The 14,443-nt window shown below is 56.4% G+C and carries 13 protein-coding genes; 4 read left to right on the top strand and 9 right to left on the bottom strand.

Annotated features, from left to right (window positions below):
* Nucleotides 1-181: 181 nt before the first annotated feature.
* The 6 genes from ROZ00_13970 to rpmH are packed head-to-tail and all read right to left on the bottom strand — an operon-like array spanning nucleotide 182 to nucleotide 4,688.
* Nucleotides 182-952: a TSUP family transporter gene (locus ROZ00_13970; protein ID MDT3737331.1), complete on the bottom strand. Its 771-nt coding sequence runs from the start codon at nucleotides 950-952 to the stop codon at nucleotides 182-184.
* Nucleotides 953-976: 24 nt separating this feature from the next.
* Complete coding sequence (gene mnmE, locus ROZ00_13975) at nucleotides 977-2,326, bottom strand: tRNA uridine-5-carboxymethylaminomethyl(34) synthesis GTPase MnmE (GenBank protein ID MDT3737332.1); 1,350 nt, start codon at nucleotides 2,324-2,326, stop codon at nucleotides 977-979.
* Nucleotides 2,304-3,965 (bottom strand): membrane protein insertase YidC, encoded by a 1,662-nt coding sequence (gene yidC / locus ROZ00_13980; GenBank protein ID MDT3737333.1) that lies wholly within the window; start codon nucleotides 3,963-3,965, stop codon nucleotides 2,304-2,306. The genes mnmE and yidC overlap by 23 nt, the downstream gene beginning before the upstream one ends.
* Nucleotides 3,966-3,989: 24 nt before the next feature.
* A complete protein-coding gene (gene yidD / locus ROZ00_13985) occupies nucleotides 3,990-4,199 on the bottom strand; it encodes a membrane protein insertion efficiency factor YidD (GenBank protein MDT3737334.1) in 210 nt (69 codons plus the stop codon).
* Nucleotides 4,196-4,615 carry a ribonuclease P protein component gene (gene rnpA, locus ROZ00_13990; protein ID MDT3737335.1) on the bottom strand — a complete coding sequence of 140 codons (420 nt, stop codon included), beginning with the start codon at nucleotides 4,613-4,615 and terminating at the stop codon, nucleotides 4,196-4,198. Before rnpA ends, yidD begins: the two co-directional genes overlap by 4 nt.
* Complete coding sequence (gene rpmH, locus ROZ00_13995) at nucleotides 4,554-4,688, bottom strand: 50S ribosomal protein L34 (protein ID MDT3737336.1); 135 nt, start codon at nucleotides 4,686-4,688, stop codon at nucleotides 4,554-4,556. The genes rnpA and rpmH overlap by 62 nt, the downstream gene beginning before the upstream one ends.
* Before the next feature lie 219 nt (nucleotides 4,689-4,907).
* Between rpmH and dnaA the strand changes: the two genes are divergently transcribed.
* The 4 genes from dnaA to ROZ00_14015 all read left to right on the top strand — a co-directional run bounded on the left by dnaA (nucleotide 4,908) and on the right by ROZ00_14015 (nucleotide 10,717).
* Nucleotides 4,908-6,323: a chromosomal replication initiator protein DnaA gene (gene dnaA / locus ROZ00_14000; protein ID MDT3737337.1), complete on the top strand. Its 1,416-nt coding sequence runs from the start codon at nucleotides 4,908-4,910 to the stop codon at nucleotides 6,321-6,323.
* Between the two features lie 190 nt (nucleotides 6,324-6,513).
* Nucleotides 6,514-7,620, top strand: a complete 1,107-nt coding sequence (dnaN, locus tag ROZ00_14005) for a DNA polymerase III subunit beta (GenBank protein ID MDT3737338.1) — start codon at nucleotides 6,514-6,516, stop codon at nucleotides 7,618-7,620.
* 23 nt (nucleotides 7,621-7,643) lie between these two features.
* A complete protein-coding gene (gene gyrB, locus ROZ00_14010) occupies nucleotides 7,644-10,079 on the top strand; it encodes a DNA topoisomerase (ATP-hydrolyzing) subunit B (GenBank protein ID MDT3737339.1) in 2,436 nt (811 codons plus the stop codon).
* Nucleotides 10,076-10,717: an MBL fold metallo-hydrolase gene (locus ROZ00_14015; protein MDT3737340.1), complete on the top strand. Its 642-nt coding sequence runs from the start codon at nucleotides 10,076-10,078 to the stop codon at nucleotides 10,715-10,717. The genes gyrB and ROZ00_14015 overlap by 4 nt, the downstream gene beginning before the upstream one ends.
* A 4-nt stretch (nucleotides 10,718-10,721) precedes the next feature.
* Here the strand turns inward: ROZ00_14015 and ROZ00_14020 are convergent, their stop codons facing one another.
* The 3 genes from ROZ00_14020 to ROZ00_14030 all read right to left on the bottom strand — a co-directional run bounded on the left by ROZ00_14020 (nucleotide 10,722) and on the right by ROZ00_14030 (nucleotide 14,144).
* Entirely contained in the window at nucleotides 10,722-13,286 is a 2,565-nt protein-coding gene (locus ROZ00_14020) for a DNA topoisomerase III (GenBank protein MDT3737341.1), read from the bottom strand.
* Nucleotides 13,287-13,383: 97 nt separating this feature from the next.
* Nucleotides 13,384-13,866: a DUF494 domain-containing protein gene (locus ROZ00_14025; GenBank protein ID MDT3737342.1), complete on the bottom strand. Its 483-nt coding sequence runs from the start codon at nucleotides 13,864-13,866 to the stop codon at nucleotides 13,384-13,386.
* A complete protein-coding gene (locus ROZ00_14030) occupies nucleotides 13,863-14,144 on the bottom strand; it encodes a hypothetical protein (protein MDT3737343.1) in 282 nt (93 codons plus the stop codon). Before ROZ00_14030 ends, ROZ00_14025 begins: the two co-directional genes overlap by 4 nt.
* Between the last annotated feature and the right edge of the window lie 299 nt (nucleotides 14,145-14,443).

A 14,443-nucleotide genomic window follows, 5' to 3' on the forward strand; every position in this document is an offset into this window, starting at 1 on the left:
GCGGCGCTTTAGTGGATAGGCGCCTTATGACAATCATACAAGTTAAGTTTAGGTACGCAAAATATCTTTGCGCCACACGCCAGAAAATATTTTGTTTACCGTTCAAATAATTGGCGCGCTTTTCACATGATACAAGAAATAATGTATGCATGTCTATTGCTGAATCATTAATTCCGGCAGATTAGAGTTCTTTAAAGGTGTCCCAGGCAAATTTAAGGATAAACACCCCTGCCACACCAAGAAAGACACGCCTGACAAATCCGACGCCATGGCGTATTGCCAGATGTGACCCAAACAGCGATCCACCAATATTGAAAACAGCCATGGCCATGCCCGTAACCAGCAGAACGTGCGCATTTGCCCCGAAGAACAACAGCGCAGCCAAATTGGTGGCGGCATTGACGATCTTGGCAGAAACCGAAGCACGCAAAAAATCCAGGCCGAAGAAACGAACGAACATGAAGATCAAAAAGCTTCCCGTGCCCGGACCGAAAAATCCATCATAAAAGCCGATTACGCCACCAAAGAATACCGCCAGCAACATGTCACGCCTGCCGTGCGTACGATATTGGTCTACCGCTCCCAGATTTTTTTTCGCATAGGTGTATGCGGTAACCCCTATCAGCAGAACCAGGACCAGCGGACGCAGCCACTCTTTGGGCAGCAGTGCGACAGTCATGGCACCGAAATAGGACAGAACGAATGCCGACAGGGCCGCCGGCAGGGCTGCCCGCCAAGGCACCTCGATACGGCGCGCGTAACGCAGGGCGGCACTGGCAGTACCGAGAATGCTGGCCAGTTTGTTGGTTCCGAAAATTGTGGCCGGTGGCGCTTGAGGCATGACACTGAAAAGCGCGGGGATTTGGATCAGACCACCTCCCCCAACAACAGCGTCAATGAGGCCGGCAGTGAATGCGGCGGCGCACAACAACATGAGGTCGATCGGTTCCACGTGGAACAATCCGCCTTCTCCGTCTTACTTGCCTATGCAGAACCGGGAGAAGATCTCTCCGAGCAAGTCATCTGGCGTGAATTCCCCGGTAATCCTGTCCAGTGCCTCTTGCGCCAAACGCAATTCCTCTGCAAATAGCTCCAGATGATCCCATTGGGCTTGGGCGGCGAGCAGGCGGGTCAAGGCATTTTGGATCGCCTGGAGGTGCCGCTCTCGAGCCAGAAAAACATCCTCGGCGCCCGCTTGCCACCCGGCGATCCGTAACAATTCCTGCTCAAGCGCCCCCATTCCCTCCCCGGTCTTCGCAGAAAGCCAAAGGGTCACTCGATCATTCAATATCTCGCGCCCGCAAGGGTGTTCTACCAAATCGGATTTATTGAATAGCTGGATTTGTTCGACGCCTGCCGGCAACCGCGATGCGATCATCAGATCAGCTGGCGTCATGCCGGTCCGGGCATCAAGCAGATGCAGCACCACGTCTGCCCGCTCAATTTCCCTCCAGCTTCGGTCAATGCCAAGGCGCTCGACCTCATCCTCCGCCTCCCGCAAACCAGCGGTGTCAACGATATGCAGGGGTATGCCGCTTACCTGAATTGTCTCTCGCAGCGCATCCCTAGTCGTACCCGGGAAGGCCGTCACGATGGCACGATCCTCACCTGCCAGTCGGTTGAGCAGGCTGGACTTGCCTACATTGGGTTGGCCCGCCAGGACAATATGCAGACCGTTTCGAAGCAGACTGCCCTGACGCGCCCCCCCCAACAGCCTCCGGACATCCTCAGTCAGGCAGTCCAGTTTTCCCGTCACATCGGGCTTGCGCAAGGCATCGATTTCTTCCTCGGGGAAGTCGAGAGTAGCCTCAACCAGCATTCGCAAGGCAATGAGTCGTTCCACTATCTCATGCGTCTTCCGCGAAAACTCGCCACTGAGCGACCTCACTGCGGAACGGGCCGCGGCCGCAGTAGTCGCCTCGATCAAATCGGCCACAGCTTCAGCTTGCGCCAGATCCAGTTTTTCATTGAGATAGGCACGCCGGGTAAATTCACCGGGCTCCGCCAGGCGCGCACCCAATTCAAGGCAACGTTGCAGCAGCAACTGCATCACCATCGGTCCGCCATGGCCCTGCAGTTCAAGCACGTCTTCCCCTGTATATGAATGGGGGGCGGGAAAGTAGAGAGCGATGCCCTCGTCAATCTCGTCTCCCGCCGCATCGAGAAAACGGGCAAGAGTGGCGACACGGGGTTGCGGAAGAAATCCGGTCAGAAGGCAGGCCAGCGGTGCAAGTTCGGGTCCGGACAAGCGTACGATACCGATGCCACCGCGACCGGGCGCGGTGGCAACGGCAGCAATCAGATCAGCTTGCTTTCTGCTTGCCACCCTCGATCAGGCGCGTGATCTGCCACTGCTGGGCAATCGAAAGGATGTTGTTGGTTATCCAGTACAGCACCAAGCCGGACGGGAACCAGAGGAACATGAAGGTAAACACGATCGGCATGGCCATCATGACTTTCGCCTGGATCGGATCGGGCGGCGTCGGGTTCAGCTTGGTCTGAATGACCATCGAAACACCCATAATGATCGGCAGCACATAGTAGGGGTCCATGGTCGATAAGTCCTGTATCCACAGCATCCACGGGGCATGGCGCATCTCGACACTGCCAAGCAACACCCAATAGAGGGCAATAAAGACTGGAATTTGCACCATGATGGGCAGGCAACCACCTAAAGGATTTATCTTTTCCTTGCGGTAGAGTTCCATCATCTCCTGGTTCATGCGATTACGATCAGAGGCAAATTGTTCTTTAATTTTCATTAACTTGGGTGTAACCACCTTCATTTTTGCCATGGACCGGTAGCTCGCGGCCGAGAGCGGGAAGAACAGCGCCTTGATCAGCACCGTCAGCAGGATGATCGACCAGCCCCAGTTGCCGACGAAACGGTGGATCAGTTCAAGAAGCCAATAGATGGGGGAGGCAATCACCGTCAGCCAGCCATAGTCGACCACCAGGTCGAAACCCGGAGCGACCTTTTCCAGCTTGGCCTGTTCTTGCGGGCCGGCATAGAGCGGCACGCCTATCCGGATAATCTGACCGGCTGCAACCGTTGCAACCGGCATAATGATTCCGGCTGAGAACAAATTGTCAGCGACCTTGCGCACGAAGAATTCACGTTCGTCACTGCCTTGTGGTGTCCAGCCAGCGACGAAATAATGCTGCACCATGGCCAGCCAGCCATCCTTGGCCTTTTGCACAAACTTGGCTTTGCCCTTGTCGACATCGGCAAATCCCACTTTCTGGAACTTGCCCTCATCCGTATAGATCGCCGGCCCGGTAAAGGTGGCGATATTGGTCATGCTGGCTTCCGGCACCCTTCCATCGCGCGTGAGCTGGTAGTAAGCATGGGCGGCCAGCGGTGCCTGGCGCTGATTGGCAATCTCGTAGCCGACATCGATCTGGTAGCTGCCACGATGAAAGGTGTAAATTTTGGCAACTTTGAGGCCGTTCGCTTCCGGTGCTTCCAGCCTGATTTCGAGCTTGTCGGAACCGGGTTTCAGTTCCTGGACACCGGGTACCAGCCTGAATTCGGTCTTGTGGTTGGGCAAGCCCTCTCCAATCAGTCCGGTTTGTGCGACATAGGTACGATCCTTGGATATTTCCATCAGGACAAAGTGCTTGGTTTTATCCTCGGTGGCCTTGTGTTGGGTAAGTTCCAGACGCACCAGATCTCCCCCCACAGAGGAAATCTCGGCAAGGTAAATATCCGTCTTCACCAAGGTCTTGGTGCCAGTCTCCGAAACTGTTGCCTGTTCAGGGGCAGAAACACTGGATGGGGATGTTGGCGCCGCTGACAGGGGGGTGCTGGGCGTGGGGGCAGCACCGGGGACTTGTGAGGCCGTCTGTTGCACCGATTGCGCCTTGGTTGCTGCTGTCGGCTGGTTCTGCCTCTGCCAGCCATCCCATAGCATGAAGAGAGAAAAAATGAAGACTAGCAGGAGGATCAGGCGTTGATTGTCCATCAATCGGCTCTTGTAATTATTTGTTCAAGGTACAGGATCGTATCCGCCCGGACTCCACGGGTGGCAACGTGATATGCGTTTCGCAGCAAGCCAGGATCCTTTGAACCCACCATGTTTTTCAAGGGCTTCAAGGGCATATTCCGAACAACTCGGGTGAAACCGGCAATTCCGGCCAATCAGCGGGCTAATTGCCAGTCGGTAAATGCGCACTAGCAGGACCAGCAACTTGTTCATCGGGTCAGGCGAGCAAACAACTCATCGATCTCGGCACGCAAGGCATACCTATTGGGCGTATCCATGCGTACCGAAACACGAACGACGATATCGCTTTGCGGCAGTTTCGAACGGGACAGACGGAAGGATTCTCGCACAATGCGACGGATCAAATTGCGATTCACGGAAGAGCGAACAAACTTTTTTGCGATCACCAAGCCGATCCTTGCTGTAGCAGCCGAATTCGGTCGATGAAGCAAATCGAAATGCTTGCCGCGAAGGGTCTTGCGAAAAGCAAAAACGGATGAGAACTCATCCGTTTTACGTAGCCGATGTTCGCCGCGGAAGCCTAGATCGACACCCGCCACCGCCGTTTCAGACGCCGAGGCGAGCGCGTCCTTTGGCGCGACGGGCACGAATAACAGCGCGTCCCCCACGCGTACGCATGCGAACGAGGAAACCATGGGTACGTTTACGCCGGATTACGGAAGGTTGGTATGTGCGTTTCATGGCTGCCGTCTATGCAAAATGAAGAACACGCGATTTCATCTTTTCTTCATTGATTTGTCAAGACCATTTTTTTTGACCGCCTGTGGATAACTCTTGCGGAATAGCGCTAGAATTCGCCACTTGGAGTTTATCGCAGGACCCAATTCAGGTTAGCGGTTTACATAAAAATAACTATAATAATCAAATAATTATTTTGTACGCAATTAACCGACGTTCACCATGCTGCGGCATGTTGGCGGATCTCTGAGAATGAATGCTTTTTGGTCATCCTGTCTTCGGCAACTTGAGCAGGAACTCCCTCCCCAGCAATTCAATACCTGGATCAAGGCGCTGCGCCTCGAGAATGGTGATGAATCCAACCAGAGCCTGAAGCTTGTTGCCCCCAATCGTTTCGTATTGCAGTGGGTGCGTGAGCGTTATTTGCGCCGCCTCGAGGATCTGGCCAAACAGTTCTTTGCCGAACCCGTTCAGATTTCCATCAATTTACCGGAACCCTCAGAGATCGAAAGACAGGATGTCCCGCCGCTTGCAGTTACCACCAAAAATGAAACCGTCGGTATTACGTCCACTCCCATTCCGGTCTTCCAACCAAATGGTTCCGATTCGGCTTATGAAAAGACAAGACTCAACTCTACCTTCACTTTCGACACTTTAGTAACCGGTCGTGCCAACGATCTTGCCCGCGCTGCAGCGTATCAGGTGGCGCTAAATCCGGGAATTTCTTACAACCCCCTATTCGTATATGGTGGTGTCGGTCTCGGCAAAACCCATCTGATTCATGCTCTCGGCAATGAAGTCTATCGACAGAACCCCGATAAGGTGATTCGTTACGTCCATGCCGAAGACTATTATGCAGACGTCGTACGTGCCTACCAACAGAAATCGTTTGATGTCTTTAAACGCTACTACCGTTCTCTCGATCTGCTGCTCATTGACGATATCCAATTCTTCAACAACAAAAACCGTACGCAAGAAGAATTTTTTTATGCTTTCAACGCGCTAATTGAAGCAAAGAAACAGATTGTCATTACTTGCGATACTTATCCCAAGGACATCACTGGGCTTGAAGACCGGCTGATATCAAGATTTGATTGGGGACTGACGGTGGCCATTGAACCACCGGAACTGGAAATGCGCGTAGCGATTCTGAAAAAGAAAGCCGAAGCAGAGCGCATCGATGTAAATGAGGATGTTGCATTCTTGATTGCCAAGCATTTGCGTTCGAATGTGCGGGAATTGGAAGGAGCATTGAAAAAAGTTCTGGCATTTGCCCGCTTTCATGGTCGGGAAATCAATCTGGAAGTTGCCAAGGAAGCCCTTAAAGACCTTCTGAACGCACACAATCGCCAGATTACTTTCGAATCGATTCAGAAAACTGTGGCGGAGTACTACAAGATAAAAGTCTCAGATATGCATTCAAAAAAACGGACACGTATAGTTGCCCGCCCACGCCAAATCGCCATGTGGCTGGCCAAGGAACTTACGCCAGCAAGCCTGCCTGCCATCGGTGAAGCATTCGGCGGACGCGACCACACAACTGTTCTGCACGCCTGTCGCACCATATCTGACCTGCGCCTTAAGGATACTTCGATCAATCATGATCTTTTGGTACTAACCCAGGTTCTTAAAGGCTGAATAACTTGATGATGATTTGTGGATAACTACCAAAAGGACCTTGTGGATAATTTTCATCAACATTTCCCACACAGACCCCATATCCTTTATCCATATCTTTATCAACTTAACAACAATATGATTTATTTAGAATTTTAGTCATTTTCAACAGAAATGGCCGGTGTACTAATAACTAGTTGGAGATTTATATATGCTCCTTATTAAAACCCAGCGTGACAATATCCTCATGCCGCTTCAATCGGTTTGCGGCATCGTCGAGAAACGTCACACCCTGCCGATCCTGTCCAATGTCTTGATCGAGAAAAGCGGCGATCAACTGACCTTGCTGGCGACTGATATCGAGATTCAGATCCGAACGCATACCGCCGGTGCGGCAGGTACGGAAAAATCCGCGATTACCGTTGGAGCGAGAAAACTTCAAGATATCCTTCGCTCACTGCCGGATAGCGCGGAAGTGAGTCTGGAACTGACGGACAAGCGCATGCAGGTACGCGCTGGCAAAAGCCGCTTCAACCTGCAGACACTGCCTGCAGAGGACTATCCGCGCATGGCTCAGACCGATAGCGAACAGGTCTGCCTGCAGCTGACCCAAAAGCAGTTCAAGCGCCTGATAGGGCTTGTCCAATATGCCATGGCTCAGCAGGATATCCGGTACTACCTCAACGGGCTGCTTTTAGTAGTGACAGGTAATGAACTGCGCGTGGTTTCGACGGATGGGCATCGTCTCGCCTACGCCAGCGAACATTTATCCGAATCCCAGACGCGCACAGAAGTCATACTGCCCCGCAAGACAATTATCGAGCTGTCCCGCTTGTTGGCGGATAATGACGATTCCTTGGAAATTCGCCTTTCTCCCAACCAAGCGGTATTCCGCTTCGGCGACATCGAACTGGTCTCTAAGCTGATCGATGGCAAATTTCCGGATTATGAGCGCGTCATTCCACAGAACCACAACAAGGTCATTACGATATCGAGGACAACGCTTCTCCAGTCGTTGCACCGTGCTGCCATTCTTACTAATGAAAAATTTCGCGGTGTCCGGGTAGTACTGGCGCCAGGGAGCCTAAAGATCATCAGCAGCAATGCCGATCAGGAGGAAGCTCAGGAAGAACTCGAGATAGCCTATGATGCAGAGGCACTGGATATAGGCTTCAATGTCACATATCTCCTCGATGTGCTCAACAATGTTTCCAGTGAGCATGTCGAGATCCGATTGGCCGATGCGAATTCAAGCGCCCTTATCACCCTGCCCGGCAACGACAGCTTCAAATATGTCGTAATGCCGATGCGCATCTGAAGCTCCTTAGGAGTATGTAATTAATGTCCGAAAACAGTCAGGACGAAAGCACCCGCCAGGATAGCAACGGCAGTTACGACTCTTCCAGCATTAAAATTCTCAAGGGCTTGGAAGCCGTCAGAAAGCGGCCGGGTATGTACATTGGAGACACCTCTGATGGAACAGGCTTGCATCATATGGTGTTTGAAGTGGTTGATAACGCCATCGACGAAGCGTTGGCCGGCCATTGTGATGATATCGTTGTAACCATCCATACGGACAATTCAATTTCGGTTTCCGACAACGGTCGCGGAATCCCGACCGATCTAAAGGAAGATGACGAGGAAAGACGATCGGCCGCGGAAATCGTCATGACCGAACTGCATGCCGGTGGCAAATTCGATTCCAATTCCTACAAGGTTTCCGGCGGGCTGCATGGCGTTGGTGTTTCAGTGGTGAATGCACTCTCAGAGTGGCTACGTCTGACCATTCGCCGCGACGGCAAAAAGCATACGATGGAGTTCCGTGACGGCGTTGCTGTCGAACCGCTCAAGGCTGTCGGTACTACAGAAAGGCGCGGAACCGAAGTTCATTTCCTCGCTTCCATAGCCACATTCGGCAATATCGAATACCACTACGACATTTTGGCCAAGCGGCTTCGCGAACTGTCCTTCCTCAATAACGGCGTCAAGATTCGCCTGATCGACCAACGCAGTGCCAAGGAGGAGAACTTCGCCTATTCGGGTGGCGTGAAGGGATTTGTCGAGTACATCAATCGGACCAAGACTGTCCTGCACGGCAACATCTTCCATGCGAGCGGACAGAAAGATGGGATCACGGTGGAAGTTTCCATGCAATGGAATGACTCCTACCAGGAGCAGGTGCTCTGCTTCACAAACAACATTCCACAGAAGGACGGCGGCACCCATCTGACCGGTTTGCGCGCTGCGATGACCCGTGTTGTAAACAAATATATCGAGGACAACGAACTGGCAAAGAAGGCCAAGGTCGAGACTACCGGAGACGACATGCGCGAGGGGCTCGCCTGCGTGCTATCCGTCAAGGTACCCGAGCCGAAGTTTTCGTCGCAGACCAAGGAAAAGCTGGTTTCCTCCGAGGTGCGTCCAGTGGTCGAGGAGATCGTCGGTCAGAAGCTGGCAGAATTCCTGCTCGAAAAGCCGGCCGATGCCAAAATCATCACCGGCAAGATCATCGATGCGGCACGCGCGCGCGAAGCGGCGCGCAAGGCGCGGGAGATGACGCGGCGCAAGGGCGTACTCGATGGCATCGGGCTGCCCGGCAAGCTTGCCGACTGTCAGGAAAAGGACCCTTCCCTGTGCGAGTTGTACCTGGTAGAGGGCGATTCAGCGGGCGGCTCCGCCAAGCAGGGCCGCGACCGGAAGTTCCAGGCCATCCTGCCGCTCAAAGGCAAGATACTTAACGTCGAGAAGGCGCGTTTCGACAAGCTGCTGTCCTCGCAGGAGATTGCCACCCTGATCACGGCGCTCGGCACGGGCATTGGCAAGGGCGATGACTACAAGCCGGAGAAGCTCCGCTACCACCGCATCATCATCATGACCGATGCGGACGTCGATGGTGCGCACATCCGCACGCTGCTGCTGACTTTCTTCTATCGCCAGATGCCGGAACTGGTCGAGCGCGGCCACATCTATATCGCCCAGCCGCCGCTTTACAAGATCAAGCACGGCAAGAGCGAGCGCTACATCAAGGACGATCACGAACTCAACCAGCACCTTCTCGGCCTTGCGCTAGATGGAGCCGAACTGGTGCCGCAGGCAGGCGCCGAGGCGATACGCGGTGAAGCACTGGCAGAACTGGCACGGTCCTATTTGCTGGCCGAGGCGGTGATTTCCCGTCTGGGCAGCTTCATCGACGGTGAGGTCCTGCATGTCCTGCTGGCTCACGGCATTGCGATAGACCTGGCCGACGAGTCTGCCGCCCGTACTTCTGCCGAACGCCTGTCCGCTCATTTGCCGGCTGCGGTCAAGGTCGAAGCGCGCTTCGACGACAAGACGGAACGCTGGCAGCTGATTCTCGAGAAGATCCTTCACGGCAACCTGAAGACCGGTGTGATCGACGAGGAGTTTCTTCTCTCGGGCGACTATCAGCAGATTCGCCATACCTCGCAACTGGTGTCAGGCCTCATCGGCAATAACGCCGTGATGCGCCGCGGCGAGAAATCTCAGGCGGTCAAGGGTTTTGCCGATGCCATGGAATGGCTGCTGGCGGAAGTAGAGCGCGGCCTCTCCAAGCAGCGCTACAAGGGCTTGGGCGAGATGAACCCTGAGCAGCTGTGGGAAACGACGATGGATCCGTCGACGCGGCGCCTGCTCAAGGTGCAGATCGACGATGCCATCGCCGCCGACGAGATATTCACCACCCTCATGGGCGACAACGTCGAGCCGCGCCGCGCCTTCATCGAGGGCAATGCGCTGTACGCGCGCAACATCGACGTCTGATGCAGTTCCGCGTCATTCCCGTCACGCCGTTCCAGCAGAACTGCTCGCTGTTGTGGTGCGAGCAGACCAAGAAGGCAGCGGTGGTCGATCCAGGCGGCGACCTCGATGTGATCCAGGCGGCCGTGGCCCGCTTTGGGCTCGGTGTGGAGAAGATTCTTCTCACTCACGGCCATATCGACCATGCCGGGGGAACGGCAGAACTCAAGCGCCGGCTTGGCGTGCCCGTCGAAGGGCCGCAGCGCGAGGAGTCGTTCTGGATAGATCAGTTGCCGCAGCAAAGCCAGATGTTCGGTTTTCCGCGCGCCGAGGCCTTTGTTCCGGATCGCTGGCTGGAAGACGGCGATGTCGTGACCTTCGGGCAGGTGGCGCTGGAGGTGCTCCATACGCCCGGCCATACGCCGGGGCATGTCGTCTTCTTCAATCGGGCAGCGAAGATCGCCGTGGTCGGCGACGTGCTGTTTCAGGGCTCGATCGGACGGACGGATTTCCCGCGCGGTGATTACGACACGCTGATTCGCTCCATCCGGGAAAAGCTGTGGCCGCTCGGTAACGACGTGACCTTCATCCCGGGACACGGACCCCTGTCGACTTTCGGCGATGAACGGGAGAGCAATCCCTTCGTCGGCGATTTCGTCTGAAGCCTTAGGACTTCTTCGCGGTTTTCTTCTTGGCCGGCGCTTTTGCCGGGGCCTTGGCCCTGGGCGTCTTCGCGGCCTTGGCCGGCGCCTTGGGCGCCTCCTCGGCGGTTTTCTTCGCCCCGACCTTCGGTGCGCGCGGCTCGAACTCGAAGCCAACCTTGCCGTCGCTTCCCCTGACCAGGTAGGCGGAGAACTTGCGACGCGTCTTGTTCGAAATGAAGCCCTTGAGCAGGTCGGTGCGGCCTCCTGCAAGCAGCTTGGCCATCTGCTCGCGTTCCACCGGCTGCTGAAGGATGATCTTGCCGGAGCGAAAATCGCAGGTCTTGGCGGAGCCGACGGCTTTCTCGCAGACATAGGCCATGCCGTGCTCGTAGACCCCGCCGCCGCACTTCGGGCATTTGCCGAGCGGCTCCTGGCCGCTGAAGTCCACCGTTTCCGCCTCGCCGTCGCCTGAACTGCCCTGGCCGAAGTCGAACTCGGGCTGGTGCTCCGCGTTGAGTCGGATCATGGCAGCGAACGGACGCCCCATCTTGCTGCGGAATCCCTGCAGCGGGCCGACAACACGCTTGGAAAGCAACTCGTCGACTTCTTCCGGCTCGTACTGGCGGCCGGCGACGACCTTCCATAGAGAGTAGTCGCACTTCTTGCACTGGAACTTCTTGTAGTTCTCCTGCATTACGCCGCCGCACTTCGGGCAGGGGCTGGAGAGCGTGCTGAAAACCTCCTCCGGAATCTCGCCGTGCTTGATGCGATCCACCATCTCGCGCGTCTGCTCGACGATGTGGTCCATGAATTCGTTGCGCTCTAGCTCGCCCTGCTCCATCTGCTTCAGCTTGTATTCCCAGTGGCCGGTGAGCTCTGGCGAATGCAGTTCGTCGATACCCAGCGTCGACAGGGCGACCATCAATGAAAACGCCTTGGCCGTCGGCTGCAGTTCGCGGCCGTTGCGGTGCACGTATTCTTCCTGGATGAGCCCCTCGATGGTGGCCGCCCGCGTGGCCGGCGTGCCGAGTCCGCGCGCCGACATGGCTTCGCGCAACTCCTCCTCCTCGATCAGCTTGCCGGCGCCTTCCATCGCCGTGAGCAGCGTTGCTTCGGTGAAGCGCGCCGGCGGTTTGGTCTGGTTCGCCTTGACCTCGACATCGTTGGCCCAGACGCGCTCTTTCGGCTTGATCGGCGCCAGGCTTGGGGTCTCGTCTTCCCCCTGGGCTTCCTTGCCGTAGATGGCGAGCCAGCCGGGGGCGACCAGTACCTTGCCTTCCGTCTTGAAGGCTTCGCCTTCGACGCGGGTGATGCGCGTCGTCACGTTGTATTCCGCTGGCGGGAAGAAGATGGACAGGAAACGCTTGGTGACGAGCTCATAAAGCTTCTGCTCGGCGTCCGAAAGATTCTTCGGCGTCGTTCCGGTCGGGATGATGGCGAAGTGGTCAGACACCTTGGCGTTGTTGAAGATGCGCTTGTTTGGATGCGCCCAGCCGCCCTTCAGGATCTGGCCGGCGAAGACGGCATAAGGCGTGCCGGAAAAGCTTTTCAGTGTTTCCTTGACCGTGGGGATGTAGTCTTCCGGCAGGTAGCGCGAGTCGGTACGCGGATAGGTCAGCGCTTTGTGCCTTTCATAAAGCGCCTGCGCTAGTGCCAGGGTGGTCTTGGCGGAAAAGCCGAAACGGCCGTTGGCTTCGCGCTGCAGTGAGGTCAGGTCGAATAGCAGCGGCGACAGCTGTGTCGTCGGCTTGCTCTCCTCTTCCACCGTACCGTGCTTTCCGAGGCACTTCTTGCGCAGGGCCTCGGCGCGCTTGGCGTCCCACAGGCGTTCCGGCTTGGCGTGCTCGTCCTCAGGTTTGGCGAAATTGTCGTCGAACCAGCGGCCGCGGTAGGTGCCGGCAACGGCGGCAAATTCCGCCTCCACTTCCCAATAGTCGCGCGGCCGGAAGGCACGGATGCGCTCTTCCCGTTCGACAAGTATGGCCAGCGTCGGCGTCTGCACGCGGCCGACAGGCGTTTTGTGGAATCCGCCTTCCTGGGAGTTGAAGGCCGTCATGGCGCGTGTGCCGTTGATGCCGATCAGCCAGTCGGCCTCGGAGCGGCAGCGCGCGGCATCTGCCAGCGGCCGCATTTCCTTGTCGCTGCGCAGGTGGGCGAAACCTTCGCGAATGGCGCTCTGGGTCATCGACTGCAGCCAGAGGCGGCGGATCGGCTTGTCGGTCTTGGCGTGCTGCACCAGATAGCGGAAGATCAGTTCGCCCTCGCGTCCCGCGTCGCAGGCATTGATGAGGCCGCCGACATCCTTGCGCTTGATCAGGCGTGCCAGCAGCTTGAGGCGGTCTTCGGTCTTTTCGATCGGATTGAGTGCAAAGTGCGGCGGAATCACGGGAAGGTGCGCGAACGACCATTTGCCGCGCTTGACCTCGTATTCCTCCGGCACGGTCAGTTCAAGCAGATGGCCGATGGCCGACGACAGAACGTAATCGTCGCTCTCGAAGTATTCGCCCTGCTTGGTGAAGCCGCCCAGCGCCTTGGCGATGTCTTGGGCAACGGAGGGCTTCTCAGCAATGATCAGTTGTTTGCTCATGCGGTCCGGCGGCGCGGGTGGGCGCTGCCGTCAAGGCGTGGAAAGGGCGGGATGATAAGGACTGCGCCGCAGACTGGCAAGCCGGGGGGGTGTGCGCTCAATGCAGATAATGCGCATCATTGCCCGAAAGCAGTTCTTCCAGGATCAGTGTGTCCATTGCCTGATGCTGCTTCCACAGCACCATCAGCACGATGATTTTCAGCTTCGACAGCGACACCGTGTGGTCGGACAGGGCCATCGCCCGTTCGAGAATCAGTTCGCGCGTCAGCGGGTTCAGTACTCCGGCGCTCTCCAGAAAGGCCAGAAACCCCCGGCAGTCCGTGTCGAGCTTGGCGATTTCCTCGGAACCGTAGCAGCGAACCGAGTCGTTGTCGGCGGCGATCGCGGGCAGGCTGTCGGTGCCCGCTTCCTGCAGGCCGTCGAGCCACTGCAGGGCCTCGCTGATTTCTTCGTCCTCGAAGCCGGCGGCAGAAAGCTTCAGGGCAAGTTGCTCGGGTTCGGGATAGGCTTCGGCGTGGAAAAAATTTTCGAAGAGATAGACAAGTATGTCGAACATGGCGGCGGCGTGTCGTCTGTTCATGGGCCGATGCGTTGGAACCGTCCTCCCGGCAGGCTGGCGATCCTGCCGTCCAGTTCCATTTTCAACAGGATGGCGTATAGCCTCTCGGTCGTCAAGCCGGAGCGCAGGGCCAGCGTGTCTACATCGCAAGAATCGTAGCCAAGACAATCGAGTAGCTTTGCCGATTCGCTGTCCGGTTGCGGCGCAGCCGCGGATTTTCTTTCCGCTGCGGCGCAGAAGCCCAGCTCGTCCAGTATGTCGCGGGCATCGTCCACCAGCTTGGCGCCCTGCTTGATCAACTTGTGACAACCCTTCGACAGGGGCGAATGGATCGAGCCAGGRAKKGMKRASMSRKCSSSKSCSYKCYSSCSSSYCMRCCWSSMGGYRAYSRSKSRRSMGSYSCGWKMYGMYGCSWYWRCKRCSMGRSARMYKYKCSYKRRRYSSSRRMKKRYSSRRYKGSRRYKSGSWRASKWTKMCKYCMWKSYSSGCRWKYYSWSKSGMMASYSSCTGRTKRYGSSSSSKKKWGMSGCGATMKMWSSSGSYRSYKMYYRSKKSSRSSSKSGAWMSWYWSSMKCGMWGCCSGYSSCGATSWSYSSSM

This window comes from Denitratisoma sp., assembly GCA_032027165.1.
In the GTDB taxonomy this organism is placed as follows: domain Bacteria; phylum Pseudomonadota; class Gammaproteobacteria; order Burkholderiales; family Rhodocyclaceae; genus Desulfobacillus.

Bases quoted from the DNA above. Each gene is read 5' to 3' on its own strand.
- yidC (MDT3737333.1), bottom strand. From the start codon at position 3,965: ATGGACAATCAACGCCTGATCCTCCTGCTAGTCTTCATTTTTTCTCTC.
- dnaA (MDT3737337.1), top strand. From the start codon at position 4,908: ATGCTGCGGCATGTTGGCGGATCTCTGAGAATGAATGCTTTTTGGTCA.
- ROZ00_14025 (MDT3737342.1), bottom strand. From the start codon at position 13,866: ATGAACAGACGACACGCCGCCGCCATGTTCGACATACTTGTCTATCTC.
- dnaN (MDT3737338.1), top strand. From the start codon at position 6,514: ATGCTCCTTATTAAAACCCAGCGTGACAATATCCTCATGCCGCTTCAA.
- rpmH (MDT3737336.1), bottom strand. From the start codon at position 4,688: ATGAAACGCACATACCAACCTTCCGTAATCCGGCGTAAACGTACCCAT.
- gyrB (MDT3737339.1), top strand. From the start codon at position 7,644: ATGTCCGAAAACAGTCAGGACGAAAGCACCCGCCAGGATAGCAACGGC.
- ROZ00_14020 (MDT3737341.1), bottom strand. From the start codon at position 13,286: ATGAGCAAACAACTGATCATTGCTGAGAAGCCCTCCGTTGCCCAAGAC.
- yidD (MDT3737334.1), bottom strand. From the start codon at position 4,199: ATGAACAAGTTGCTGGTCCTGCTAGTGCGCATTTACCGACTGGCAATT.